Consider the following 25,182-nt stretch of genomic DNA (forward strand, 5'->3'; position numbering starts at 1 on the left):
GTGGCCCTTTGTTTGTCCCCCCTGCCAGCGCTACCCCAAACCCACCATGACTCCGACACTCAAAAGGCCGAGCAGCTAGAAGCTGTGGGACACGAGACAAAGGAAGAGGGACCAGCGGCTCCTGCCAACGAATCCCAACACAGGGCCGAAAACCGGGAAAAGCACGAAGAGGGTTGCGAGTATCGGGGGCCAACTTGGTTCGCCGGCTTTTACTGCTTTTTTGCTCTTCACGACAAATTTTGGGTCTCCTTCGGCACGCTGGTTTTGGCACTAGGAACGGGCGTTCTTGGCTTCGCCACGGTATTCCTTTGGCGCGCAACTCAGCACTTGGTCCGGGATGCGAAAGCTACCGGAACAGAACAACTTAAGATATCGCTCAGCGCTGCCGTCGCCGCCAAAGAGTCCGTCGATGCCGCGATGAAGGCCATCGAACTCTCTGAGCGAACCGCCGAACGTCAATTGCGGGCCTACATTTCGGTTGACATAAAGGGATTTTCTTTCAACCGAGATCCAAACTTCGTGCTGGTCTGCGGCGCGACGTTTGCGCTGAGCAATGATGGGCAAACACCTGCTAACGAGGTCACGACCAACGTTGACTTTAGAATAGCTCCATGGCCCCTCAAGTTGGATTTGACGCGTCCCGCTGATAATCCAATTAAACTCAATCGCACTATATCTCCCGGTCGAATACTTGATGGAAATGTTACTAAGAACTTCCCTCCTGCTCAGCAAAAACTTGCTCCGGGCGAGAAGCTCTATCTCATTGGCGTCGTTATCTATACGGATGCATTCGGCAGCAAACGAGAAAGCCGGTTCTGCGGTTACATTGAGGAATCCGAGCAGATTTTTGCCCCGGCTACAGGCATCAAAAGCATTCCCGTGTCATTCAAATGGGCCGATCGCCACAACGAGTCCACCTAATACGGCTAAGCGACTCAGTTAAGGAGTGCGGCTGAAATTGCGAACGGGGCCAACCTTGATCCAACAGAATAGCTGGCGCACAGGTCGGGATGGCCGATTGGACCAGGTGTAAAGTACAAGGCATGTCGATCGAATCCGTGGATGAAGCTGAAGAATATTATGTGGTGCCTGAAGAGGCCCTCGAACTCCTCCCTGAGGAATGGCGAAACCATTTCCAAGCGATGATGGGCGATCACCGCGCGGTCCTAAAGTCTGGCGATAGGGAGTTGTCGCAATTCATCAGAATATCGAAGTCGTTCTCCACCCTGGCAGCCTTGAAGCATGCTCAGAAACGCCTGGCCGAATACAAATTTGCCGCGGATATGGACACGCTCATGGACCTCGAGATACTCACGACGGCATTCGTAGTCACCTACGTACGCCTGCACCTAGGTGAAAACGGTAGTAGTGGCTTCTCGCGTGATGCCCTTCCTGAGAAGCTTCGCGGAATCCATGACCAGATCATCGAGTTTAGAAACAAGAGATTCGCCCACAGTGACCATCACCACTCGATCTCTAAATGCGATGCAGATTGAAGTTCGGGATAACTGCTTCGAGATCAAATTTGAGCTTACGCTCGAATACTATATTGGAGGCGCAACGGAGTGGCACGAAATGGTGAGATTCCTCGACGCTATGACAGCCGATAAACTGTTTAAGTTACTCGCCAAGCTCAAAGAGAAAACCGGCCGCGATTGGGTCCTGGCGACTGGTCCGGCGCCAGAAGGGGTATGATCGTGTTAACAGCGCGGGTGTAGTCGACATTGTCGCTCATGAGGGCTTGTCCGCCGCGTAAGGCCTCGCCTTACCGGCTCGAATGTGCCTCGCGGTACTCTCCAGAAACGAAGCGATCTCCGCATTCGTGGTCCCGTCCGGCTTGATGCGAACGGCGACGGTGTCGCCGCGGTGAATAGCGCGAGAGCGGAAAAGTGCTCATGTTCTTCTCGAACAGGCGAGCATGAGATCAGTGGCGCGCTTCATCTCCTCATCGCGCGGGTCCATTTCGCCGGTATTTGATCATCATCATGCTTGTCGTCTCCCAGGTGGCCCGCTCGCGAACTCGCGGATCTGAGCGATCAGTTCGCGCAACTCGCGCTGTGCTTGCTGCTCATAGGCGCGTTGATCGATGGCGGCTCGCAGACCCTTGGCGACAATCGTGTCGTCTTCATCAACGCCACACGCGACAAGCGCACTTGCGAGCTGCGCTTTGACGCTGATGACACGCGCGGCCTGACTGGCAGGCGCCGCGACAATCGAGCACCCGTCTCGCCGCTGCGCGGCGAGCTACCCTTTCTCACAAGGGGAGAGCCAGCACCGTCCCCCCTGCTTATTTCTCACCTCTCCCCACGCATCCTAGGCTTTGCCTCTGCGACCGATTGCCGCTAGAACCTCCCCTGCAACAAAACCCAAACAACAACACTGAGGGAGAAAACTACATGCAAAAACTCATCGCCGCGGTCGCGGCCGGTCTCGCTCTCGCCGTCACGTCAGGCGCGGCGCAGGCGCAGATTTCCGACGACGTCGTCAAGATCGGCGTGCTCACGGACATGTCGAGCCTCTATGCGGACGCGACCGGCAAGGGCTCGCTTGCCGCCGTCGAGATGGCGGTCGCCGATTATGGCGCCAAGGTCGCCGGCAAGCCCGTGCAGGTGGTCGCCGCCGATCACCAGAACAAGCCTGATGTCGGCGTCAACATCGCCCGCAACTGGTACGACAACGACAAGGTCGACGCGATCTTCGACGTGCCGACGTCCTCGGTGGCGCTGCCGATCTCGGCGCTGACGCGCGAGAAGAACAAGATCCACATCAATTCCGGCGGCGGCTCGTCCGATATCACGGGCGTCGCCTGCTCGCCCAACACCGTGCACTGGACCTACGACACCTATGCGCTGTCGAACGTCGCCGGCAAGGCGATGGTGAAGCGCGGCGAGGACACCTGGTTCTTCGTCACCGCCGACTACGCCTTCGGCATGGCGCTGCAACGCGACGCCGCCAACGTGGTCAAGGAGAGCGGCGGCAAGGTGCTCGGCGAGGTCCGTCACCCGCTCAACTCGTCGGACTTCTCCTCCTTCCTGCTCCAGGCCCAGGCCTCCAAGGCCAAGGTGGTCGCGCTGGCCAACGCCGGCGGCGACACCACCAATGCGCTGAAACAGGCGGCCGAGTTCGGCCTGACGCAGGGCGGCCAGAAGATGATCGCCTTGCTCATGGAGATCACCGACGTTCATTCGCTCGGCATCAAGTCGACGCAAGGCCTGATCATCACCGACGCGTTCTACTGGGACACAAACGAGGAGACGCGCGCCTTCTCGAAGCGCTTCAACGAGAAGGTCGGTCACATGCCGACCATGATCCAGGCCGGCCTCTATTCGGCGACGATGCATTATCTGAAGGCGATCGAGGCCATCAAGACCGACGAGGCGCCGAAGGTGATGGAACAGATGCGTGCCACGCCGGTCAACGACTTCTTCGCCAAGAACGGCAAGATCCGCATCGACGGCCGCATGGTCCACGATATGTATCTGTTCGGAGGTCAAGAAGCCCGAGGAGTCCAAGGGCGAGTGGGACCTCTACAAGCTGATCGCCACCGTGCCCGGCGACGAAGCCTTCCGCCCGCTCGATAAGGGCGGCTGCCCGCTGGTGAAGGGGAACTAGGGACAGCTAACCGGCCGGGGTCAATTCCTCATCCTGAAGGAGCGCGTCTTCGTGCGTCTCGGAGGATGAAGGCCCGGCCGGTGGCCTCGCCCTTCGAGACGCGCGCAAAAAGCGCGCTTCTCAGGATGAGGGTCAACAGCTCGCAATGACGCAAAAAGGCACGACAGCGCGCCCGGTGAAAACCGGGCGCGCTTCGTTTAGGCGTTCAGAAGCCCATTACTCCGAGTACTTGAACTCGGGCATCTTCTTCAGATCGTCCTTGCTCGCATTGAACACGGCGTGGTCCGGATACCACTTCGAACCTGACGACGCCGTCGCAGTCTTGTCGGTGCCGGTCGCAGCGCCCGTGGTGGTGGTCGACTTGCTCATCGTGCCGGGTCCGCCCGGAGCCGTACCGGCGCCGGAATAGGCCACCGCCTCATTGACGAATTTCAGCTTCTCGTACGGAACGGCGACGAGATGCTCGCCCATGCCGAGAAAGCCGCCGACGCCGATCACGGCGATCTTGATCGCACCCCCTTTGTCCATCAGCAGGTCATTGATCGAGCCGATGTTCTCGTTGGCGTCGTTGTAGATCTTCAGACCCGCCATCTTCGATGCGCGCCACTCACCCGACGCCGTCGTACTTGTCGTCGTCGCGGTGCTTGCCGCGGTTGGCGACTTGTCGGTGGTAGTCGGGTTTTGCGCAGATGCAACGGTCGCAAACAGTGCCGTGCCGGCAAGGCCGGCGGCGATCGATTTCATCAACATGGTGTCCTCTCCTTCAGCAGAAACTTGTGCGGAGAGAACAAATACGATCACCGGCAGTTCCTGAGCTACGGCAATTTCGTTGCGCAATTGCGCTGCGTTGCGACGAAAGTTCCTGCGTCGCACAGGAACGTTGCGCGGTTCCCACCGACGATCTTGCGCCCTGGGATGTAGCACAATCGCGGCGAAGAACGCGCCGACCTGCGTCGCTCAGGTCAGCTCTTGTAGTCGATCAGCAGCGCAGAAAAATCCGAACTGCTCGGCGAGCTCGTCGTGCTGCCATTGGTGCCGTAAGACGAACTCGACGACGACTGCGACTGCTGCAGCGCATCGAGGAACTGCTTGAGGATATCGGCCGTGGTGGAGGAGGTCGACGTGCTGCTGGTTGAGTCCGCCGACGACGAATCCGAAGAGCTGTCATCCGGCGGCGGGCCGGGCGGCGGCCCTCCCGCACCACCGGGACCGCCGGCACCGCCGGGGCCATTGGCGAAGGCGGACTGAAACACGTTCTTCAGCTCGTCGGCCTGGTCCGAGGTCAGCGTCCCGTTCGACACCTCGTTCGAGATGAGGTCGTCGATCTTCGACTTCATGTCGTCCTTGGAGGGACGCGTGCCGCTCGACTGGTCGCTCGATCGGCTCTGCTGGAGCGCTGTGTCGATGTCGGTCAGCGCCGTCGAGAGCGCCGGCTGATCCGACGACGAGACCGCGCCGGCGGAAACTTCAGATTGCAGTTCTTGCTGCAGCTTTTGCAGGGGAGACTGGTGGGTACCGGCGGAGGCCGCCGAAATCGAGGTCATCATGGCTCCGGGCTTTTGCGGGGTTTCTTGAGTGACTCCGCCACGGTATGGTTAACGCTCTTAACGAGACCTTGCCGCTCCACTGCCGGGTGATGTCGTGGTGTTGCGGCAAAGGCCGTGGAAACAAACTGAAACAAAAATCTTCGCCTTTTGGCCCGAATCTTGGACAAACAAAGCGCATGGCCATTCCCAATCCCAACATCCTGGTCGTCGAAGACGACCGCGAAACCCGGACGTTGATTGCGAAATACCTGCGCAACAACGCCTGCAACGTCACCGCCGTGAGCGACGGCCGCGAGATGTCGCGCGCCGTGGCCGATCACCGCGTCGACCTCATCATCCTCGACGTCATGCTGCCCGGCGAGGACGGCCTCAGCTTGTGCCGCAAGGTGCGCGCGAAGGCGCAAACGCCGATCATCATGCTGACCGCACGCGGCGAGGACATCGACCGCATCGTCGGCCTCGAGATGGGCGCGGACGACTATCTGGCGAAACCGTTCAACCCGCGCGAGCTGCTCGCCCGCATCAACGCGGTGCTGCGTCGCCAGGCATCCGCACAAGCCGCAAGCTCGATCGAAGGCGCCAGCACGCTCGCCTTCGAGGGCTGGCGCATCGATCTGCGCTTGCGCGAGCTGCGCAATCCCGAAGGCGCGCGCGTCGCGGTGACCAGCGCCGAGTTCGATCTGCTGCGGACGTTCTGCGAGCGGCCCGGTCGCGTGCTGTCGCGCGACAGCCTGCTCGACCTCACGCAGGGGCGCAACGCCGGCTCCTTCGAACGCTCGATCGACGTGCTGGTCAGCCGCATTCGCCGCAAGATCGAGCCCAACCCGGCCGATCCGACCATCATCAAGACGGTGCGCTCCGGCGGCTATCTGTTCACGCCAAGAACTGAAGCGGTAAGAACGGAAGCGGTAAGAACGGAAGCGGTCGCGGCAGCCTTGAGCATCTGACATGCGGCTTTTGGGGTTTTTCCATCTCAGGAGCATCAGCGGCCAGATCGCCGCGCTCGTCGTGGTGTCGATCGTCGCGCTTCATCTCATCATCACGGCGGGTTTTCTGATTACGCGGCCGGACCGCGCGGTAGCGCCGCCGGACAGCGAGCATGAACTGGCGAATGCCGCGCTGCTGCTGTCCGCGGCCGACGCGAGCGAGCGGCCGCGCCTTCTCGCCGACATCGCGCGCGCCTTTCCGGATCTGCGGGTCGAAGCGATCGCGCCCGGCTCCGTGACGCCCAGCGGCGACAGCGAAGGCCCGCATTTGCACGGCATGCGCCGCCATCTCGGTGAGGGCTACAAGATCGTCATGCTGGCTCCGAACGGCGGCCCGTCCCGGATCGGCATCCAGCTGCCTGACGGCACAACCATCGCTGGCCATATTGAGCGGGGACGGCCGGGCTGGTTCTGGGGCAATCCCTGGATTTCGACGCTGCTATCTGCCGTGATCAGCGTGACGCTGCTTGGCGTATGGGCCGCCCATGCGCTCGCCGCGCCGCTGTCGTCGTTTGCAAAGGCGGCCGAAAGCTTCAGCCTCGACGGCGCGGCCGACCCCTTGCCCGAGCGCGGCCCGGAGGAGATCCGCTCGGTCGCGCGCGCGCTGAACCGCATGCACGAGCGAATCGCGCGGCTGATGTCGGACCGCACCAAGATGCTCGCGGCGATCAGCCACGATCTGCGCACACCGATCACGCGGCTGCGCCTGCGCGCCGAGTTCATCGAGGACGAAGGCAACCGCAAGCGCATGCTGATCGATCTCGACCAGATGCGCTCGATGCTGGAATCCGTGCTGTCGCTCCTGCGCAACGACCGCAAGGTCGAGGCGGTGACGCTGGTCGACATCGCGAGCACGCTGCAGCTCATCGCCGACCAGTTCGGCGACATGGGCCATGTCGTGCACTATGACGGCCCGCTATCTGCGACCGCCGCGGCGCGGCCCGATGATCTGCATCGCGGCGTCACCAACCTCGTCGAAAACGCCGTGCGGTTCGGCGCCGAAGTGACGATCCGCCTCGACATATCGGGCACCAAACTCGTCATCGACGTCGAGGACGACGGACCCGGCATTTCGGACGCGCGCAAGCAGGAGATGCTGGAGCCGTTCGTGCGCGGCGACGATGCGCGCACCATGGACGATTCTACCGGCTTCGGGCTCGGCCTGTCGATCGCCCGGGCGATCGCGGTCGCCCATGGCGGCGAGCTGTCGCTGCACGACCGCGAACCGCACGGGCTGATCGTGCGGATGCAATTGCCGGTGTGGCAACAGCCGCGGCTGGCCGCGTAACCTTACGCCGCGAGCGGCGGGTGCTCGACTTCCATCTCGTCAAAGATTGCCATCGCCTCGAAACGATAGCCGCAGGCGCTGCAATTCCAGAGATATGAGATGCGCCCCTCGCCCGGCTCGATCCAGTCGGGCTGCGCGATCGGCGTGCCGCATTGGGCACAGGGATTATGTCTGGGGATGTCTCCGATGTGTGCCTTCACCACGTTTGCTTTTGTCATGGCACCTCTCCCGATTTGCGCCGCTCTCATACTCGCTTTCGCGCCCGCACGCGAATAGACAGGCCCGCTGTCGCGAATGGCGGCTTCGTCTGCCTGACAACCCCTATGCCGGTCTTGCGTCGGAATGACGGCTCTGCGCTGCAAAATGGGTAATCGGCGGCGTTTCGCCACATCATCGCCGCGTTCAAGCGTCCTAACGGTTCCAGTGCAGGTTACCCAAGGACCTCGGGGATATCTGATGAAAATTTTACGTATTGCCGCCCTGCTTGCGGCCGGACTGACGTTGCCGCAGGCCGCATTCGCGGGCGAAGCGGAGTACGCCGAGATGGTCGCGGGGCCCATGCGCGCGCCAACGGCGTGCCGGAAGCGCTGGTGCACCGCGTGATCATGCGCGAGAGCCGCTATCAGCCCGGCCTGGTCGGTCATGGCGGCACCATCGGGCTGATGCAGATCAAGCTCGCGACCGCCCGCGGGGTCGGCTACACCGGCGATGCCGCAGGCCTGCGCGATCCCAACACCAACCTCACCTATGCCGTCAAATACCTCGCCGGCGCCTATCACGCCGCCAATGGCGATCACGCCCGAGCCGTGCGTTATTTCGCGGGCGGCTATTACTATGTCGCAAAGCGGCAGCGGCAGGAGGTCGTCCAGGTCGCCAATATGGACAAGCCTTGGCTCGAGCCGAACGGCAATCCGCAGCCGATGTTCGGCACCGTGCCGCACCGAAAGCTCGCCCAGCGCGTCCGCAACGCCCGGGCGCAAGCGCCCAGGTAGCTCTTTGTCTCCCGGACGCGCTGCAGCGTGCAACGCTGCTGCGCAGAGCCGGGACCCAGCCTACTCCCACAGCAATGGGCCTCGGCTCAGCAGCGCATCACTGCGTGCTGCGCCGCGTCCGGGGCACGAGGAGTTCCCGCCAAACGCGTTGACACAGCCCGTCACTGGCATACATTAGAGCCGTTCCGAGGGGTGCTCCGAGGAGGAGCTGAGATACCGCTAAATGGGCCGACCGGCCCAGGACCGCGGTGACCCTTTGAACCTGATCCGGGTTATGCCGGCGAAGGGACAGGGATGTTGCAGACGACGAAACGACCGGATTCCGCGGTATCCATCATCGGCGCAGGCATTGCGGGCGCCTGGCAGGCCTTGTTGTTCGCGCAGGCCGGCCACGCGGTCACCTTGCACGAGCGCGGTGACGCCGAAATGACCGATGCCACCAGCCATTGGGCCGGCGGCATGCTCGCGCCTTATTGCGAGGCGGAAGTTTCCGAGCCGATCATCTCCAGGCTCGGCCTGCGCTCGCTCGACATCTGGCGGCGCGAACTGCCCGATACCCCCTTCAACGGCTCGCTGGTCGTCGCCCATCCGCGCGAGCGCAACGATTTTGAGCGCTTTGCCCGGATGACCGAGGGCCATCGCCGGCTCGATGCCGCCAGTCTTGCCGAGCTCGAGCCGTCGCTCGAAGGCCGCTTCCGCGACGCGCTGTTTTTTCCGACCGAAGGCCATGTCGAGCCGCGCCGCGTGCTGCCGAAGCTGCACGAGCGCATCCGCGCCGCCGGCGGCACCATCAAGTTCGACAGCGACGTTTCCGCCGGGGATCTCGACGGCATCGTGATCGACTGCCGCGGCCTTTCTGCGCGCGACGATCAGCCCGACTTGCGCGGCGTCAAGGGCGAGATGATCCTGATCGAGACGGACGAGGTGCAGCTTGCGCGCCCGGTGCGGCTGATCCATCCGCGCTGGCCGCTCTACGTGATCCCGCGCGAGGACAATCGGTTCATGCTGGGCGCGACCTCGATCGAGGCCGAGGACACCGGCGTCAGCGTGCGCTCGGCGCTGGAGCTGCTCGGCGCGGCCTATGCCGTGCATCCCGCCTTCGGCGAGGCCCGCATCGTCGAATTCGGTTCCGGCCTGCGTCCGGCTTTCCCCGACAATCTGCCGCGGATCGGCATTCGCGGCGGCAAGATCAGTGTGAACGGGCTCTACCGCCACGGATTCCTGATCGCGCCTGTTCTGGCCGAACTGACGCTCGCCTATATCGAGCGCGGCCAGATCGACAATGAGGTGATGCAATGCGCGTGATCGTCCAATGCTTGTGATCGTTAACGGCGAGCAGCGCGAGATAAACTCGGCCAGCGTCGACGCGCTGCTGAGCGAGCTCGACTATGAGGGCACCCATTTCGCGATCGCGCTGAACTACGACGTCGTGCCGAAAAGCCGCTGGGCCGAGACCCACCTTAAAGCCGGCGACGAGATCGAGATCATCACGCCCCGGCAGGGAGGGTGAGATGATGGCGAAATCTGCATCCACAAATTCCGCCGTCATCCTGAGGCGCGAGCCGTCTTCGGCTCGCCTCGAAGGATTGCCGCACCCCGTGGCTATCATCCTTCGAGGCGCGCAAGTGCGCGCACCTCAGGATGACGGTCTGTGCAAGTCGCCTGCAAGGAAATTGAAACCATGGTGACCTTCTACGGCAAAACCTTCGCCTCCCGCCTGCTGATCGGCAGCGCGCTCTATCCCTCGCCTGCGATCATGCAGTCGGCGATCCGCGCCTCCGGCTCGAGCATCGTCACGGTGTCGCTGCGGCGCGAATCCGCCGGTGGCAAGAGCGGCGATGCGTTCTGGAAGCTGATCCGCGAGCTCGACGTGACAGTGCTGCCGAACACCGCGGGCTGCCGCAGCGTGCGTGAGGCGGTGACGACCGCAAAGCTCGCACGCGAATTGTTTGCGACGTCCTGGATCAAGCTCGAAGTGATCGCCGACAACGACACGCTGCAGCCCGACGTCGTCGGCCTGGTCGAGGCCGCCGCCATCCTGATCAAGGATGGCTTCGAGGTGTTTCCCCTATTGCACCGAAGATCTTTCGGTCGCGAACCGGCTGGTCGATGCCGGCTGCAAGGTGGTGATGCCGTGGGCCGCGCCGATCGGCAGCGCAAAAGGCATCACCAACCGCGATGCGCTAAAACTGATGCGCGAGCGGCTGCCCGATATCACGCTGGTGGTCGACGCCGGCATCGGCGCGCCGTCGCACGCGGCCGAGGCGCTCGAGCTCGGTTACGACGCCGTGCTGCTCAACACCGCCATTGCAAAAGCCGCCGATCCCGTCACCATGGCCAACGCCTTCCGCCTTGGCGTCGAGGCCGGCCGCACTGCATACGAAGCCGGGCTGATGAACGCCCGCGATTTCGCCTCCCCCTCCACCCCTGTCGTTGGGACCCCGTTCTGGCATGCCGTATCCTGATCCGTTCTATCCCGTCGTCGACAGCCTCGCCTGGGTCGAGCGCCTGACCAAGCTCGGTGTCGGCACCATCCAGCTGCGCGCGAAAGACCTCGACGATTCGCAGTCGCTGCAAATCGTCACCGACGCGCTGGCGATCACGAACGGCACGCAAGCCAAGCTGGTCGTCAACGATTACTGGCGCGCGGCGATCGTCGCTGGTGCAAAGTACCTGCATCTCGGCCAGGAGGACCTTGCGGACGCCGACTTCAAATCCATCCGCGAGGCCGGCCTGTCGCTCGGCGTCTCCACCCATGACGAGGCGGAGCTTGCGACCGCGCTCGCCGCCAAACCCGATTATGTCGCGCTGGGCCCGATCTTCTTCACCACGCTGAAGTCGATGCGCTTCGAACCGCAGGGCATTCCAAAGATCACGGAGTGGAAGAAGCGGATCGGCCCCATCCCGCTGGTCGCGATCGGCGGCATCAAGTTCGAGCACGCCGCGGAGATCTTTGCGGCGGGCGCGGATTCCATCGCCGTCGTCAGCGACGTGACGCAAAATGCCGACCCCGATGCGCGGGTGCGGCAATGGCTCGGCCTGTCCGCGGAGGCGGCGTGATGCACGCCCTCTCTCCACACCGTCATTGCGAGGAGCACTTGCGACAAAGCAATCCAGACTGTCTCTGCAGAGAGATTCTGGATTGCTTCGCTGCGCTCGCAATGAGGGAGCAAGAATTCACCGCCGTCGCCCAGACGCAAACACATACGAATTAAACCGGAGGATCCCCATGAACATCCGCTCCAACCCTGAAAAAACCATCCCCGCCGTCACCACCGGCCCGCTGCCCTCGTCGCGAAAAATCTTCGCCTCGCCCGATGCCGCGCCCGACCTGCGCGTGCCCCTGCGCGAGATCATCCTGTCCGAGGGCGCCGGCGAGCCGAACCTGCCGGTCTACGACACCTCCGGCCCCTACACCGACCCGAGCGTGACCATCGACGTCAACGCCGGTCTCGCGCGCGGCCGCAAGGCCTGGGTGCTGGAGCGCGGCGGTGTCGAGGAATATCAGGGCCGGCAGATCAAGCCGGAGGACAATGGCAGCGTCTCCACCGACAAGGCCGCGCGCGCCTTCAGTGCCTATCACCAGCCGCTGCGCGGCCTCGACGGCAACATGATCACGCAGCTCGAATTCGCCCGTGCCGGCATCATCACCAAGGAGATGATCTACGTCGCCGCGCGTGAAAATCTCGGCCGCAAGCAGCAGCTCGAACGTGCGGAAGCAGCCCTTGCCGACGGCGAGAGCTTTGGCGCCGAGGTCCCCGCCTTCATCACGCCGGAGTTCGTCCGCAGCGAGATCGCGCGCGGCCGCGCCATCATTCCCTGCAACATCAACCACAGCGAGCTCGAGCCGATGATCATCGGCCGTAACTTCCTGACCAAGATCAACGCCAATATCGGCAACTCGGCGGTGACGTCATCCGTCGAGGAAGAGGTCGAGAAGATGGTGTGGGCGATCCGCTGGGGCGCCGACACCGTGATGGACCTCTCGACGGGCCGCAACATCCACACCACCCGCGAATGGATCTTGCGCAACGCACCGGTGCCGATCGGCACCGTTCCGATTTATCAGGCGCTGGAGAAGTGCGACGGCGATCCGGTCAAGCTGACCTGGGAGCTCTACAAGGACACGCTGATCGAGCAGTGCGAACAGGGCGTCGACTATTTTACGATCCACGCCGGCGTGCGCCTGCAGTACATCCACCTCACCGCCAACCGCGTCACCGGCATCGTGTCGCGCGGCGGCTCGATCATGGCAAAATGGTGCCTGGCGCATCACAAGGAGAGCTTCCTCTACACCCATTTCGACGAGATCTGCGACCTCATGCGCAAGTATGACGTCTCGTTCTCGCTCGGCGACGGCCTGCGTCCAGGCTCGATCGCGGACGCCAACGACCGCGCGCAATTCGCCGAACTCGAAACGCTCGGCGAGCTAACGAAGATCGCGTGGGACAAGGGCTGCCAGGTCATGATCGAGGGTCCCGGCCACGTGCCGATGCACAAGATCAAGATCAACATGGACAAGCAGCTCAAGGAGTGCGGCGAGGCGCCGTTCTACACCCTCGGGCCCCTGACCACCGACATCGCGCCGGGCTACGACCACATCACCTCAGGGATAGGTGCGGCCATGATCGGCTGGTTCGGCTGCGCCATGCTCTGCTACGTCACGCCGAAGGAGCATCTCGGCCTGCCCGACCGCAACGACGTCAAGGTCGGCGTCATCACCTACAAGATCGCCGCCCACGCGTCCGATCTCGCCAAGGGCCACCCGGCCGCACAGCTGCGCGACGACGCGCTCTCCCGCGCCCGTTTCGACTTCCGCTGGAGCGACCAGTTCAACCTCGGCCTCGACCCAGAGACCGCCAAGAACTTCCACGACGAGACGCTGCCGAAGGAAGCCCACAAGGTCGCGCATTTCTGCTCGATGTGCGGCCCGAAGTTCTGCTCGATGAAGATCACGCAGGACGTGCGGGACTATGCGGCGACGCTGAATGATCCGAACGGCGTCGGGATGTCGATGAGCGGCACCGCCGAGGACGGCATGGCCAAGATGAGCGCGAAGTTCAAGGAGATGGGCGAGAACTTGTATCTGGATGCGGAGAAGGTGAAGGAGAGCAATCGGGTGTTGTGAGCTCTGCGCTCGTCATGCCCGGGCTTGCTCGGGCATCCATCGGAAACGAAGCCGGGCGAGAGCTCGGCTTCATTTCTGATGGCATCCATCTAGGTGTGCAGCTTGAGAATTTAGGTGGGACCGGCACGATACTCGAAACCACAACGGACGCCTCATAACCTTGAGAGCAGAAAGGTGCTCTCCATGGCCAAAGCGGCGAATGGATCGATAGACTGAAAGAGCCCGGAGCGCTCATACGGGCTACTGCCTGGATGTCTGACGTGCCCGAGCAAACCCTGTACCGCCTCCCCGACCAACTTCGCGAAAACCTCCGCCTCGTCTTCGTCGGCACCGCCGCAAGCACGCGCTCGGCCGAGCTCGGGCACTACTACGCCCATCCTGGCAACCGCTTCTGGCGCGCGATCCATGAGGCCGGCATCACGCCGCGGCGTTATCAGCCGAGTGAGTTCGCGGCACTGCTCGACCTCGGGATCGGCTTCACCGATCTCTCCAAATCGGGCGCCGGGATGGATCACCAGATCGAGGCCGCGTCGATCGACGTGCCGGGTTTCAAGGCCAAGATGGAAAAATATCAGCCGAGGACGATTGCGTTCACGAGCAAGAAGGCGGCGAGCTTGTTTTATGGCAGGTCGTCGAGCGTAATCTCACCTGGACGGCAGCAAGCCGACGGGAGCTTGCCGGAGATATTCGTGCTCCCCTCACCGTCGGGTGCTGCGTCCGGGCATTGGACGCTGGAGCCGTGGCGCGAGCTTGCGGCGTGGATCGATTTGCCGGACACTCAACAGCCCCCGTCCTCATCCTGAGGAGCCTGCGAAGCAGGCGTCTCGAAGGATCGGTGCGGGCGAGATGCGGGCCTGCATGGTTCTCCGAGCGATGCGAAGCATCGTCCGGAGACGGCGCTTCGCGCCTCCTCACCATGAGGGGCTCCGCTCACGCTTCAGGGGCGTAGCCCGAGACCTCACGAAACCGTCTTCTTCAACAACGGCTGATCCTCTTTGACATCTGCTCTGCATTCCGCCTCCCAGGGGAAGTGCCGATTGACGTCCTGCCAGATGATCTGGAGGCAGGGGAATGCCAGCCGGGAGTTGGAATAGAACCAGACCGCCGTGCCGAGATATTCGGGGTAAGCCTTGAACGGCACTTGCCAGAAGCCGAGCTTGTAGTCGTTCTCCAGAAGATCACTGCAGATATCGCCGTCGACGAATGTGCGCCCCACCGCCACGCGATCGCGAACAAGATTGATGATCGCCTGCGCGTTCTCCGAGCGCTGGCCGAAGATGATTAGCTCGGGGTGGCCGTAGTTCAGAAAGAGGCCGATTGAAAATGCAAACGGCGGATTGGCGTCCGGAATGCCGACGATATGGCAGCCATGATTGCGGACGTTGCGAAAAATGGCCTCGTCCGGCGCTCCATCGGGCTTGGGCCATTCGAAATTGTCCGGCATGCGCGGCGACACGGCATTACTCCTCGAACAACTCCTTGAACAGTGTCTTCGCGCGTTCAAGTCCCTCGGGCGTGAACACCACCGACTTCACCTTGCCGACGGGATCGTCAATCATGCCCTTCTCATGAAGACGGTCGAGCACGTTCCAATCGAATCCCTTCCATGCCCGATACTGATCGTGCAGGGTCAGATAGAGCAGGGCCAGCGCGGCGTCGTCGATCTTGTCCTTGTTGATTGCCATCTCGCAATCCTCGTGAGCAGTTTCGCGTATCCTATTGGGCAATCCGGAATCCGCAATGCCCTCAGCACCTGCTGGCTCGTTAAAATGATCGCAGTACGGCCACAACCGTCATTGCGAGCGAAGCGAGGCAATCCAGGCTGCCGCCGCGAAAAGGCTCTGGATTGCTTCGCTCCGCTCGCAATGACGAAAGATGTACGACCGCCGCGCCCGGGTCGGCTGCTACCGCATCGCTCAACACCCACCGACCTCATCCTGAGGAGCCTGCGAAGCAGGAGTCTCGAAGGATCGCCGCGGGCAAGATGCGGGCCTGCATGGTTCTCCGAGCGATGCGAAGCATCGTCCGGAGACGGCGCTTCGCGCCTCCTCACCATGAGGGTCTAACTTCGTATCGCGCGAGAAAAATGAGATAACCTGTCGGAATCCGCCCCAGTCGTTCGTCCTCTGGAAGCAAAACCTAAACCAAGTGGCGCACCGCCCCACCATCGTCATTGCGAGGAGCTCTTGCGACGAAGCAAATCCAGACTGTCTCCGCGGTGGAATCTGGATTGCTTCGCTGCGCTCGCAATGACGACGAATGGAGACCTCAAATGCCCCCCACCATCACCGCCTTCGAAAGCTCGCCCGACCGCGGCAAGGGACAGGCGCGCGACATGCGGGTTCGCTGGGCGCTCGAGGAGGTGGGCCAGCCCTACGACGTGCGTCTGGTCTCGTTCAAGGACATGAAGCAGCCCGCACATCTTGCGCTGCATCCGTTCGGGCAGATCCCGACCTATGAGGACGGTGACCTCGCCCTGTTCGAGTCCGGCGCCATCGTGCTCCATATTGCCGACTGCCATGCCGGGCTGCTGCCGACTGAGCCGAACGCCCGGGCGCGCGCGATCGCGTGGATGTTTGCCGCGCTCAGCACGCTGGAGCCGCCGATCGTCGAGCTCGGGATGGCCATGCTGTTCGAGCGCGACAAGAGCTGGTACGCGGAGCGCCTGCCTATGCTGCAGGATCGCGTTCGTGTCAGGCTCGGCGAATTGTCCCGCCACCTCGGCGAGGCCGACTGGCTCGACGGCGCGTTCAGCGCCGGCGATCTCATGATGGTGACCGTGCTGCGCCGGTTGAACGCGTCGGGCCTGCTGGACGAATATCCAGATATCGCCACCTATGTCGCCCGCGGCGAAGCGCGGCCGGCCTTCAGGCGCGCTTTCGACGCTCAACTCGCGGTTTTCATAGCCGCATCGAAGGGTTCGTAGGGGCGGTTGGCGCTCTAAAGATCGAAATTGGTCGGCAGCATCACCACGTCACGAATTGTCATGCCGCGCGGCCGCGTCAACATGAACATCACCACGTCAGCCACTTCGCTGGCCTCCAGCAGGCTTCCCGATTCCCTGGCTTCCCTCAGCTTCTCCGGCGGCCAATCCGCGAGCAGCGCGCTGACGACCGGACCGGGCGAGATCGAGCCGACGCGGATGCCGTGCTTGAAAACCTGGCGCCGCACCGTCTGGACAAAGCAGTTGATCGCCCATTTGGAAGACGCATAGACCGGCTCCCACGGCGTCGGAAAATGCGCCGCCAGCGAACTCGTGACAATGATGTCGCCGGTCCGACGCGCGATCATATGCGGCAGCACGTCGTGCACGTTTTTCATCACGACGTTGACATTCAGGTTCAGCATCCGGTCGATCGCCATGGTGTCGGCATCGACCAGATCGCCACCGACATAGGTGCCGGCATTCGCATGCAGGATGTCGAGCTGGCCGGTCTCTTCTCCAGAACGCGCGGCAGCAGCGTTGCGCAGTCCTTTGGGTCCAGCAGGTCGACCAGCAGCGGGATCACTGCGTCGCCGTGCTTGTCGCCGAGCGCCTTCAGCGCGGCCTCGTCACGGTCGACCATCACCACGCGCGCGCCCGCGGCCAGCATCGCCTCGGTGCTGGCCAATCCGATGCCCGACGCGGCGCCGGTCACGACCGCAACCTTGCCTTCCAAGTCTCTCGCCATAGGGATCCCCATCTTGCCGAGGCCAGCAGGATCCGCAGTATAGCGGTTCCGGGCGGCGTTGTCGGGGACAAACCTGTGACGATGCCATCGTCCGCCGAAGGAGGCGGCGCACAAAGCGCGGGACTGTTGCAAGCCCGTCACTGCGGCGATCTTCAGCTCGAGGAGCATCCCATGCTGACCCTCTATTCCTATCCAGACCTGTTCGGCGTCGCCGACAACAACGGCTACGGCCTCAAGGTCTATGCCTTCCTGAAGCTCGCGGGCGTGCCGTTCGTGCATGAGCACGTGTTCGACGCCTCCGCCGCGCCGCGCGGGCAGCTGCCCTATATCGTGGATGACGGCGAGACGATCGGCGACAGCGAGACCATCATCGCGCACGCGATCGCGAAGTACCGCCTCACCATCGATGCAGCGCTAACTGCGGAGCAGAGGCGGACCAATCATCTCGTCACGCGCATGCTCGACGATCTCTACTGGGTGATGTCGTATTCGCGCTGGAAGGACGAGCGCTATTATCCGGCGTTTCGCGACGCCTTCATCGCGCAGCACAAGCAGATCGACGCGACAGGATTCGAGAAGGCGAAGGCGTATAATTCGCAGCGCTATCATTTCCAGGGCATCGGCCGCTATACGCCCGAGCTGGCTTACTCGCGGGGGCTCGCCGATCTGCAGGTGCTGGCCGAGATCGTGCCGGCGACCGGCTTCGTGCACGGCCAGGCGCCAACCAGCGTCGATGCCGGCATCTACGGCTTCATCGCCAACATCTATTACTTCCCGATCCCGACGCCGCTGAAGGCGTTCGTCGATCCGCACGCAAATCTCGTCGCGCATTGCGAGCGGATTCATGCGGCGGTGACGCCGCAACCACAGACCTCATCCTGAGGAGATCGCGAAGCGATCGTCTCGATGGATGGCCGCGGGCGAGACGGGCCCGCATGGTTCGAGACGGCGCTACGCGCCTCCTCACCATGAGGGTCTAACACCGCAATGAGGGGCACGGTGCTTGCGCGCCTTTGCCCCCTCTACACGCCCTACCGCATCGTGATCGCGAGCCCGCTCAGATCCGCATTCGCCATCAGGCCTACCTGTGTGCCGGACAGCTCGAGCACGGCGCCCTTCTGGTTGGTCAGCACGATGGCGCGGGCGCCGCGGCCGATCGCGATGCCCGCACCGGCGGCGCCGTAGACGCCGGCGATGTCGGAGGGCCGGTTGATGTTGGAGACGCGGCCGCGCAGCACGGTCTTGGAGCCGCCGAAGACCAGGCCGTAATCGAGCCCGCCGGTCGAGAGCGAATAGGAGCGGCCGCGGAAGCTCAGCACGCCCGAGCCGCCGGACCCGCCGATGATCCAGCCCGCCTTGTAGATCGTCAGCACCACGGTGCCGCCGTCGGCCAGCGCCGAGGTCGAGAGGGCGGCAAGCGCGGCAACGCCGAGCAGCGCGGCGCGGAAGGCGGATGCGATCTTCATGGGGGTCTCCGGGGGGCTATTTTTCAAGGAGGGAATCGAATCAGACGCGGCGAATGTATCCGATGCATCGCGGCGGCAACATGATGGGGTGGGCGTGAATCGCGGTCTGTAGCACACGCTCAACTGTCATCGTCCGGCTTGACCGGACGATCCAGTATTCCAGAGATCGCGGTGGGATACCGAGACGCCGCGGCGTACTGGATGCCCCGGTCGAGTCGGGGCATGACGGCGGAGTTTGGCGCGACCAGGCACCACTGCCATCATGCCATTCTGCTCCTGTTTTGCCCGACGGAGCAAATGAATATTTTGCTTTTCCCGAAGACAAAAAGATCAATGATTTCTGCTTGATGCCTACTGTGCATGGGGTTGTTTTCGCGTTTTTTGTTGGAGCGGGCCCGACCTGCCGCTACGCTTACCGCCTCCAGCCGTCCATCCGAGGTGATCCATGCCGATCCAGCATTTCGCACCCCCGCCGCACGTCAAGGCTCCGCCGCTGTCCTTTGCCACGCGCGCCGGTGATCTCCTGTTCGTCTCCGGCATTCCCGGCTTCGACGCCGGCGGCGCGCTGCCCGACGGCTTCGAGGCGCAGTTCGCCAACGTCGTCGTCAACATCAAGCGCGTGCTGGAGGAGGCCGGCGCCGGCGTCCGCGATCTCGTCAAGGTCAACGTGCTCCTGACCCGCGCCTCCGACGTCGCCGCCATGAACGCGCTCTACGCCGGCGCCTTCGGCCCACCACCCTACCCCGCCCGCACCACCTGCGTGGTCCAGGCGCTGCCCGATCCGAAGATGCTGATCGAGATCGAGGCGGTGGCGTCGCTGGCCAAGGGGTAATCAAGCGACAGTCAAGGAATAAGGGTCGACCGAACAGCCGACGAACGGCTGACATATCCGTGAACGGTCACCGCCCCGCTTGCCAGCCGCGCAGATTTGCCGCACCAGTTTCCTTCTCACGTTCCCATCAGGAGATATTTCATGCGTCGCGTTCTCGCCCTCTGTGCCGTTGCCGGCATCGCCACCTCCGTGTTCGCCGTGCCGGCCTCTGCGGCGGTCGGCTATTACGTGATCCGCTGGGACAACACCGGCATCTGCCAGGTCTGGAACGAGGACCTCAAGTACAAGCCGTTCCAGTGGGGCGTCTCGACCTACAAGGTCGTCAGCAAGCCGCTCCCGACCTTCACGGCCGCCTCGGACCTCCAGATCAAGCTGCGCGCCGAGCGCCGCTGCACGCTCTAGGCCTTACGCGACAGATCATATTTTGAGGGCGGATTGCGCAAGCGGTCCGCCCTTTTCCTTTTCGACGCACGGCCGATTTTTTCGGCCCAGATCACGCATTTTCCGCGCACGCGCTTTGAACCCGGCCAGCCGACGGAACTACTCACATCTTGTCCGGGGCGCCCCCAAAGCGGTCCGCATAGGAATTCGATCGGCGGACGACAAGGGCGGGGCAAGGATGCGATGCTAGCATCCTTGCCCGCTCGTTTTTTCACCTCGTGGCTTTGGAGCCAATCGATGCGCGCACCGGCGACAGCAACGATTCTCGCCGCATCGTTCCTGCTCGCCGCAACGGCGTACGCGCAGGCCCCGCAATCCTTTCGCGTGATCTCGCCAATCTTCGGCCAGCTGGTCAGCTTCGCGATGCCGTCGAACTTTTCCGCGGTGTTCGAGAACACCAAGGGCGGCCACTACATCCGCGAGGCCGCGCTGAAGGGCGAGACGCCGGAACGCTGGACCGAGATGATCACCGTGACAGGCGAGAAGGGCATGACGCTCACTCCAGGTTCATCGCCGGAGAAATTCGCGGGCTCGATCGCGAGCGGTTTCAAATCCGCCTGCCCCGACAGCTTTGCGGCAAGACCGCTCGGCACCACCGCGTTCGGCCGCTTCGAAGGTTTCGTCGCCGTGATCGGCTGCGGTCGCGTCGACAGCGGCCCGACCCGGCACAGCGAGACCGCGCTCCTGGTCACCTTGAAGGGCACGACCGACTATTACACCATCCAGTGGGCCGAGCGCGGCCCCGAAAGCGACGAGCCGCCCGTGAACGACGACCGCTGGCAGGCGCGTTTGCGCGCACTCAGCCCGATCGAGCTCTGCCCGATCGCAGCGGGCGAAGCCGCGCCCTATCGGAGCTGCGTGAACAAGAGCTGAGCTCTCACGCGTCCTTGTACGCGCGGGGATGGATCAGGACATCGCGCGCGGCGGCGAGGTCGATGAAGGCTTCGGCGCTGCCGCCCTGGTCGGGGTGCATGCCCTTGGCCGCGCGGCGATAGGCCTGGTTGATGTCCTCGCAGGTGAGCTGCACGGCGAGCGGCAGGCCGAGCACCTTGCGGGCGCGATCCTCGCTGGACAGTTTTTTCGGCATGGCGTTGCGGCGGCCGAAGCGCGGCGCGGTGAGATCATGAACGACCTCGAGGACCACGCCGATGCGCCGCTGGGCCGCCAGCGTGACGCTGTGATCGTCATTGTCCACGGCCTGGCGCAGCACCGGCAGCGCCTGCTCGGCCGCCAGGCGCAGCATGGTATCGGTGCTCATCCGCACGATCTCGGCGACGAGCCGGCCCGCCTCGGCCCAATCGGCGCCTTGCGACGACCGCAGGCGTTCGAGTGCGAGTTTCCAGGATTCAAGCCGTTCCATCATGCGCGCAACGTTTAGCAATGAAGATCAGTATGCCAAGGCCGCCGTTTCCGACCCCTTAATTTCGGGTTAGCCTTTCATGAAACTTAGAAGCGAAATCGGGAGGAAATTGTCATGGCATTGCTCGCTAACCATATCGCCGTCGTCACGGGCGCCGGTTCCGGCAATTGGCCGGGCAATCGCGGAAGGCTACGCACGCGAAGGCGCGCGGATCGTGCTGCTCGACGTCAACGCCGACACGGTCGCGGAAGCCGCCGAGGGAATCCGCAAGGCCGGCGGCAAGGCGGAGAGCTTTGCGCTCGACGTGACCAAGCGCGACGACTGTTTTGCGCTCGCCAAGCAGGTCGCCGACAAGGTTGGGCAGGTCTCGATCCTCGTCAACAATGCCGGCATCACCCGCCGCAATGCCTTCACCGCGGAGCCGGAGACAGTGGCGAAGGACTGGAACGACATCATCTCGCTCAACCTCAACGGCGTCTTCAACATGACGCAGGCGTTCCTCAGCCCGTTGCGCGCAGCTAAGGGTCGCATCGTCAATATCGGCTCGATCCAGTCCTTCGTGCATCTGCGCACGCCGAGTTCGGCGGCCTACACCACCTCGAAGCACGGCGTGCTCGGCTTCACCAAGGCGCTCGCGGCCGAGCTCGGCAAGGAGGGCGTGCGCGTCACAATGCGATCGGGCCGGGCTTCATCGAGACCAACATCAACGCCAATGTGCGCGCGACGAATCCGGCGCTGGTGCAGGCCTTCGTCGATCACACCCCGCTGGCGCGCACCGGCAAGCCCGAGGACATCGTAGGCCCCGCGATCTTCCTCGCGTCGGATATGTCGGCCTACGTGACGGGAACGATCGTGATGGTGGACGGCGGATACCGGACGGTGTGAGCGGGGCGAGATATGCCCGCATCACGATGCATCTCGCGCCAATCGCGGCGCCTTCGCGGCAATCCTGAGGTCAATTGGTGCGATCGCCCGCGGTTAACCTTTCATTAACCAAACCCGCCCACCGTAGATCTACGGCTTGGGGGTCGTTGGTTCTCGATCCGCTTCCAAAGATGGAAGCGGGCGTCGATCGGGAGGTGTTTTGATGACCACTGTTCATGTCGCTACGTCCGAACCGGGCGCGCAATTCCTTGCCCCGAACCAGATCGTTCCGCTGCTGATCGGCGCGACCGTCGACGAGGTCGAGCGTGAGCTCGTGCTCCAGACACTCGCGCGCTGCGACGGCAACCGGACGCGCGCGTCGCGCGTGCTTGGCCTGTCGGTGCGCACGTTGCGCAACAAGATCAGGATCTATGCCGCCTCCGGCATCGAGGTCCCTGCCTATCACGACTAGCGCGTGACGTGCAGCCGATTGATGTTGATCAACCCTGCGCAATGCCGGGCGGAATTGCCGCTGCCGTCAAAGGCCGCTAAGTAGCTGGCTTCCGCAGAGGGAGCAGTGGCGTGGCAGACGAACAAAAACGGCAGGGACCGCGCGGACGTCAGGGCGAGCCGGGACGGCCGGGACCACAGGGTCATCCAGGCAAGCGGGGACCGGACGGCGCGCGCGGCAAGCCCGGGCCAGAGGGCAAGCCGGGCCCGATCGGAAAGGCCGGCCCCCTGGGCAAGGCCGGCCCGCAAGGCAAGCAGGGTGAAGCCGGCCCGCGTGGTGAAGCCGGGCCTCCGGGGCCAATTGCCGTCGATCGAACAAGTGTTACCGTGGCTTGATCAGCTTTTCGACGCCTGGGACGAACGCCGCCGCCAGCGCGAGCATGAAGCTGCCGAGCGCGAGGCGCTGGAGGCCGCCGTGCAGGAGGTCGACGACGTGCCCCTCGATGACGGGGACGACGGCAGCGAAGGCGATGATCACAGGAAGAAGAAGAAAAAGAAGAAGCACGGCCACAAGGACTGACAGACGAATCTATTTCGTCCCGTTCTCGCGTCGCGGCAGCATGCCCATGCGCTCGAACTGCCAGCGCATGGCGCGGTACCAGAGATAGCCGACTGCTGCGCCGCAGAAGGCGAGGACTACGATGCTCGCGCTCGAGGACGAGCCGCTCCACCACGTCATCCACGCGGTCCACAGCAGCGTGAAAACGATGGCACCTGCTTTCAGCGGAAGAAGGGGGCGGCTCATGGTCGTGCTCCGGGGTGTCAAAAGCCCGGCGAACATCATCGCGCGTTGAAAACCGCTTTCACCGTGAGGCAGATCACGGAACGACGTTCGAGGCCGCCTAACCGAAACGCAGCCGCGAGCGTTCCTTCGCCTTTTCCGCCTCGACTTCCCGATAGCGCGCCGGCGCATGAGTGTGCAGCGACGTCAGGAGTTTTCGCGCGACCTCCGATACCTCCGCCACGGCGCGGTCGAAGGCCGCCTCATTGGCCTGCGACGGCTTATTGAAGCCGGACAGTTTTCGCACGAACTGGATCGCACTGGCGTGGATCTCATCCTCCGTCGCCGGCGGCTCGAAATTGAACAGCGTCTTGATGTTGCGGCACATGCAGTCTCTCCTGATGCTTTCCCTTGAAGACGACGATCGACGACAGCGAAATCCTACATCCTTCCGGACAGTTCTGCTAAGTTCCGCCGCAACGCGGCCGCCGACCATGAGCCGCATGGGGAAATCGACATGAAAGCTTCTTGCGCGGCGCTGTCAGCCATCCTGTTGTCCGTCTCGTTGTCGGCCATCTCGACATCCGCATTGGCGGCCGATTATCCGGCGCCGAAGCAGGGCGACTGGATCGCCAAGGATTTCAAGTTCCACACCGGCGAGACCATGCCGGAGCTGAAGCTGCACTACACCACCGTCGGCGAGCCCTCGGGCCAGCCGGTGCTGGTGCTGCACGGCACCGGCGGCTCGGGCGCGAGCATGCTGTCGCCCGCCTTTGCCGGCGAGCTGTTCGGCGCGGGGCAGCCACTCGACGCCTCCAAATATTACATCATCATCCCCGACAATATCGGCCATGGCAAATCGTCAAAACCGTCCGACGGGATGAAGACGAGCTTTCCGAAATACGATTACGACGACATGGTCGAGGCGCAGTATCGCCTGGTGACGGAAGGGCTCGGGGTCAAGCACCTGCGGCTCGTCATCGGTAATTCAATGGGCGGCATGCAGACCTGGATGTGGGGTGAGAAATATCCGAAGGCGATGGACGCGCTGGTGCCGATGGCCTCGCAGCCGACCGAGATGGCGTCGCGCAACTGGATGCTGCGGCGGATCATGCTCGACACCATCCGCAGCGATCCCGACTACAATGGCGGCAGCTATGCCGGCCAGCCGCGCATGATGAAATACGCGATCGCCGCCTACGGCATCGCGAGCATTGGCGGCACGCTGGCCTATCAATCGCAAGCGCCGACGGCAGCCAAGGCCGACAAGATCGTCGACGATCGGCTGGCCATGCCGAACGCGGCAGATGCCAACGACTTCCTCTACCAGTGGGAGTCCTCGCATGACTACAATGCCGGCGAGAAGCTGGAGCAGATCGAGGCCTCGCTGCTGCTGATCAATTCTGCCGACGACGAGCGCAACCCGCCCGAGACCGGCATCACGGACTCTGCGATGAAGCGGGTCAAGAATGGGCGTCTCTACCTGATTCCAGGGAGCACCGAGACGCGCGGCCACGGCACCACGGGCAACGCAAAATTCTACAGCGAGCAGGTCCGGCAGTTTCTACAAACCGCGCCGCAGCGGACGATGTAGGATTGCCAGGCTCGCAGCCATATCGCGATGCATCATATGCGGCGCCTCGACGCCGCATACTATTTGAGCATGCAATGCGCTGACAGCTCGGGCTTAATCGCATCAACGATACGAATCGACGCGCGGGACAATCGCGCGCCAATGGCACGACACGCGATGAGGAGGATCGC

26 protein-coding genes, 7 pseudogenes and 1 riboswitch are annotated in these 25,182 nt (G+C 63.1%); of the genes and pseudogenes, 23 read left to right on the forward strand and 10 right to left on the reverse strand.

Features of this window, described 5'->3' with window-relative positions; all coding sequences use genetic code 11:
• Window positions 1-84: 84 nt before the first annotated feature.
• The 4 genes and pseudogenes from ACVWW3_RS20900 (at window position 85) to ACVWW3_RS20915 (ending at window position 3,612) form a co-directional block, all read left to right on the forward strand.
• The gene (locus ACVWW3_RS20900) at window positions 85-921 is read left to right on the forward strand and encodes a hypothetical protein (protein WP_456672099.1); all 837 of its coding nucleotides are present in this window, start codon (window positions 85-87) and stop codon (window positions 919-921) included.
• Between the two features lie 122 nt (window positions 922-1,043).
• Window positions 1,044-1,496 (forward strand): hypothetical protein, encoded by a 453-nt coding sequence (locus ACVWW3_RS20905; RefSeq protein ID WP_456648801.1) that lies wholly within the window; start codon window positions 1,044-1,046, stop codon window positions 1,494-1,496.
• Entirely contained in the window at window positions 1,486-1,695 is a 210-nt protein-coding gene (locus ACVWW3_RS20910) for a hypothetical protein (protein WP_456672100.1), read from the forward strand. The genes ACVWW3_RS20905 and ACVWW3_RS20910 overlap by 11 nt, the downstream gene beginning before the upstream one ends.
• Before the next feature lie 701 nt (window positions 1,696-2,396).
• Window positions 2,397-3,612, forward strand: a pseudogene (locus ACVWW3_RS20915) (ABC transporter substrate-binding protein).
• A 216-nt stretch (window positions 3,613-3,828) separates the two neighbouring features.
• Here ACVWW3_RS20915 and ACVWW3_RS20920 read toward each other — a convergent pair.
• Both ACVWW3_RS20920 and ACVWW3_RS20925 read right to left on the reverse strand, forming a co-directional pair.
• Window positions 3,829-4,362, reverse strand: coding sequence for a PRC-barrel domain-containing protein (locus ACVWW3_RS20920; RefSeq protein WP_456648799.1), 534 nt, complete (start codon window positions 4,360-4,362; stop codon window positions 3,829-3,831).
• A 212-nt stretch (window positions 4,363-4,574) separates the two neighbouring features.
• Complete coding sequence (locus tag ACVWW3_RS20925) at window positions 4,575-5,156, reverse strand: hypothetical protein (protein ID WP_456648798.1); 582 nt, start codon at window positions 5,154-5,156, stop codon at window positions 4,575-4,577.
• Between the two features lie 179 nt (window positions 5,157-5,335).
• On the opposite strand from ACVWW3_RS20925, the gene ACVWW3_RS20930 reads away from it, so the two are divergent.
• Window positions 5,336-6,106 (forward strand): response regulator, encoded by a 771-nt coding sequence (locus ACVWW3_RS20930; RefSeq protein WP_456648797.1) that lies wholly within the window; start codon window positions 5,336-5,338, stop codon window positions 6,104-6,106.
• Window position 6,107: 1 nt separating this feature from the next.
• On the forward strand, window positions 6,108-7,433 hold the full coding sequence (locus ACVWW3_RS20935) for an ATP-binding protein (protein WP_456648796.1): 1,326 nt from the start codon (window positions 6,108-6,110) through the stop codon (window positions 7,431-7,433).
• Between the two features lie 2 nt (window positions 7,434-7,435).
• On the opposite strand, the gene ACVWW3_RS20940 is transcribed toward ACVWW3_RS20935, so the two are convergent.
• Window positions 7,436-7,651, reverse strand: a complete 216-nt coding sequence (locus ACVWW3_RS20940; RefSeq protein WP_456648795.1) for a hypothetical protein — start codon at window positions 7,649-7,651, stop codon at window positions 7,436-7,438.
• 238 nt (window positions 7,652-7,889) lie between these two features.
• Here ACVWW3_RS20940 and ACVWW3_RS20945 point away from each other — a divergent pair.
• The 7 genes and pseudogenes from ACVWW3_RS20945 (at window position 7,890) to ACVWW3_RS20975 (ending at window position 14,356) form a co-directional block, all read left to right on the forward strand.
• Window positions 7,890-8,425 (forward strand): annotated as a pseudogene (locus ACVWW3_RS20945) (transglycosylase SLT domain-containing protein).
• Window positions 8,426-8,603: 178 nt separating this feature from the next.
• A riboswitch (TPP riboswitch) is annotated at window positions 8,604-8,732 on the forward strand.
• Complete coding sequence (locus ACVWW3_RS20950) at window positions 8,720-9,730, forward strand: FAD-dependent oxidoreductase (RefSeq protein WP_456648793.1); 1,011 nt, start codon at window positions 8,720-8,722, stop codon at window positions 9,728-9,730. Its footprint overlaps the riboswitch before it by 13 nt.
• A 7-nt stretch (window positions 9,731-9,737) precedes the next feature.
• The gene (gene thiS, locus ACVWW3_RS20955; RefSeq protein WP_247330056.1) at window positions 9,738-9,935 is read left to right on the forward strand and encodes a sulfur carrier protein ThiS; all 198 of its coding nucleotides are present in this window, start codon (window positions 9,738-9,740) and stop codon (window positions 9,933-9,935) included.
• 171 nt (window positions 9,936-10,106) lie between these two features.
• Window positions 10,107-10,890: pseudogene (locus tag ACVWW3_RS20960) on the forward strand (thiazole synthase).
• Window positions 10,877-11,485: a thiamine phosphate synthase gene (locus ACVWW3_RS20965; RefSeq protein ID WP_456648791.1), complete on the forward strand. Its 609-nt coding sequence runs from the start codon at window positions 10,877-10,879 to the stop codon at window positions 11,483-11,485. The pseudogene ACVWW3_RS20960 and the gene ACVWW3_RS20965 overlap by 14 nt, the downstream one beginning before the upstream one ends.
• 169 nt (window positions 11,486-11,654) lie before the next feature.
• A complete protein-coding gene (gene thiC / locus ACVWW3_RS20970; RefSeq protein ID WP_456648790.1) occupies window positions 11,655-13,553 on the forward strand; it encodes a phosphomethylpyrimidine synthase ThiC in 1,899 nt (632 codons plus the stop codon).
• Window positions 13,554-13,804: 251 nt separating this feature from the next.
• Entirely contained in the window at window positions 13,805-14,356 is a 552-nt protein-coding gene (locus ACVWW3_RS20975) for a mismatch-specific DNA-glycosylase (RefSeq protein WP_456648789.1), read from the forward strand.
• Window positions 14,357-14,511: 155 nt separating this feature from the next.
• Here the strand turns inward: ACVWW3_RS20975 and ACVWW3_RS20980 are convergent, their stop codons facing one another.
• Both ACVWW3_RS20980 and ACVWW3_RS20985 read right to left on the reverse strand, forming a co-directional pair.
• Entirely contained in the window at window positions 14,512-15,009 is a 498-nt protein-coding gene (locus tag ACVWW3_RS20980) for a DUF4262 domain-containing protein (protein ID WP_456648788.1), read from the reverse strand.
• Between the two features lie 4 nt (window positions 15,010-15,013).
• Window positions 15,014-15,238: a DUF6429 family protein gene (locus ACVWW3_RS20985; RefSeq protein ID WP_456648787.1), complete on the reverse strand. Its 225-nt coding sequence runs from the start codon at window positions 15,236-15,238 to the stop codon at window positions 15,014-15,016.
• A gap of 587 nt (window positions 15,239-15,825) precedes the next feature.
• Here ACVWW3_RS20985 and ACVWW3_RS20990 point away from each other — a divergent pair.
• Complete coding sequence (locus ACVWW3_RS20990; RefSeq protein ID WP_456648786.1) at window positions 15,826-16,479, forward strand: glutathione S-transferase family protein; 654 nt, start codon at window positions 15,826-15,828, stop codon at window positions 16,477-16,479.
• 14 nt (window positions 16,480-16,493) lie between these two features.
• On the opposite strand, the pseudogene ACVWW3_RS20995 reads toward ACVWW3_RS20990, so the two are convergent.
• Window positions 16,494-17,224: pseudogene (locus ACVWW3_RS20995) on the reverse strand (SDR family oxidoreductase).
• Between the two features lie 171 nt (window positions 17,225-17,395).
• Between ACVWW3_RS20995 and ACVWW3_RS21000 the strand changes: the two are divergent.
• Window positions 17,396-18,106 (forward strand): glutathione S-transferase family protein, encoded by a 711-nt coding sequence (locus ACVWW3_RS21000; RefSeq protein ID WP_456648784.1) that lies wholly within the window; start codon window positions 17,396-17,398, stop codon window positions 18,104-18,106.
• A 149-nt stretch (window positions 18,107-18,255) separates the two neighbouring features.
• Here the strand turns inward: ACVWW3_RS21000 and ACVWW3_RS21005 are convergent, their stop codons facing one another.
• Window positions 18,256-18,690: a hypothetical protein gene (locus ACVWW3_RS21005; protein WP_456648783.1), complete on the reverse strand. Its 435-nt coding sequence runs from the start codon at window positions 18,688-18,690 to the stop codon at window positions 18,256-18,258.
• A gap of 445 nt (window positions 18,691-19,135) precedes the next feature.
• Here ACVWW3_RS21005 and ACVWW3_RS21010 point away from each other — a divergent pair, with 445 nt between their 5' ends.
• The 3 genes from ACVWW3_RS21010 (at window position 19,136) to ACVWW3_RS21020 (ending at window position 20,836) form a co-directional block, all read left to right on the forward strand.
• Entirely contained in the window at window positions 19,136-19,522 is a 387-nt protein-coding gene (locus tag ACVWW3_RS21010; protein ID WP_456648782.1) for a RidA family protein, read from the forward strand.
• A 141-nt stretch (window positions 19,523-19,663) separates the two neighbouring features.
• A complete protein-coding gene (locus ACVWW3_RS21015; protein WP_247347810.1) occupies window positions 19,664-19,924 on the forward strand; it encodes a hypothetical protein in 261 nt (86 codons plus the stop codon).
• Between the two features lie 276 nt (window positions 19,925-20,200).
• A complete protein-coding gene (locus ACVWW3_RS21020) occupies window positions 20,201-20,836 on the forward strand; it encodes a hypothetical protein (RefSeq protein ID WP_456648781.1) in 636 nt (211 codons plus the stop codon).
• Between the two features lie 4 nt (window positions 20,837-20,840).
• Here the strand turns inward: ACVWW3_RS21020 and ACVWW3_RS21025 are convergent, their stop codons facing one another.
• Window positions 20,841-21,326, reverse strand: a complete 486-nt coding sequence (locus ACVWW3_RS21025) for a J domain-containing protein (RefSeq protein WP_247347812.1) — start codon at window positions 21,324-21,326, stop codon at window positions 20,841-20,843.
• 76 nt (window positions 21,327-21,402) lie between these two features.
• Between ACVWW3_RS21025 and ACVWW3_RS21030 the strand changes: the two are divergent.
• The 4 genes and pseudogenes from ACVWW3_RS21030 to ACVWW3_RS21045 all read left to right on the forward strand — a co-directional run.
• Window positions 21,403-21,936 (forward strand): annotated as a pseudogene (locus tag ACVWW3_RS21030) (SDR family NAD(P)-dependent oxidoreductase); the annotation flags it as partial.
• 32 nt (window positions 21,937-21,968) lie between these two features.
• Window positions 21,969-22,208, forward strand: a pseudogene (locus ACVWW3_RS21035) (SDR family oxidoreductase); the annotation flags it as partial.
• Between the two features lie 202 nt (window positions 22,209-22,410).
• Entirely contained in the window at window positions 22,411-22,659 is a 249-nt protein-coding gene (locus tag ACVWW3_RS21040) for a helix-turn-helix domain-containing protein (protein WP_354049163.1), read from the forward strand.
• 110 nt (window positions 22,660-22,769) lie between these two features.
• A pseudogene (locus ACVWW3_RS21045) lies at window positions 22,770-23,217 on the forward strand (collagen-like protein).
• Window positions 23,218-23,226: 9 nt separating this feature from the next.
• Here the strand turns inward: ACVWW3_RS21045 and ACVWW3_RS21050 are convergent.
• The gene (locus ACVWW3_RS21050; RefSeq protein WP_247347816.1) at window positions 23,227-23,442 is read right to left on the reverse strand and encodes a hypothetical protein; all 216 of its coding nucleotides are present in this window, start codon (window positions 23,440-23,442) and stop codon (window positions 23,227-23,229) included.
• A gap of 97 nt (window positions 23,443-23,539) precedes the next feature.
• Window positions 23,540-23,806, reverse strand: a complete 267-nt coding sequence (locus ACVWW3_RS21055) for a DUF2277 domain-containing protein (protein WP_456648779.1) — start codon at window positions 23,804-23,806, stop codon at window positions 23,540-23,542.
• Between the two features lie 129 nt (window positions 23,807-23,935).
• Between ACVWW3_RS21055 and ACVWW3_RS21060 the strand changes: the two genes are divergently transcribed.
• Complete coding sequence (locus ACVWW3_RS21060) at window positions 23,936-25,012, forward strand: alpha/beta fold hydrolase (RefSeq protein ID WP_456648778.1); 1,077 nt, start codon at window positions 23,936-23,938, stop codon at window positions 25,010-25,012.
• The last annotated feature ends 170 nt before the right edge of the window (window positions 25,013-25,182 follow it).

The sequence above is a fragment of the Bradyrhizobium sp. LM2.9 genome, assembly GCF_054056555.1.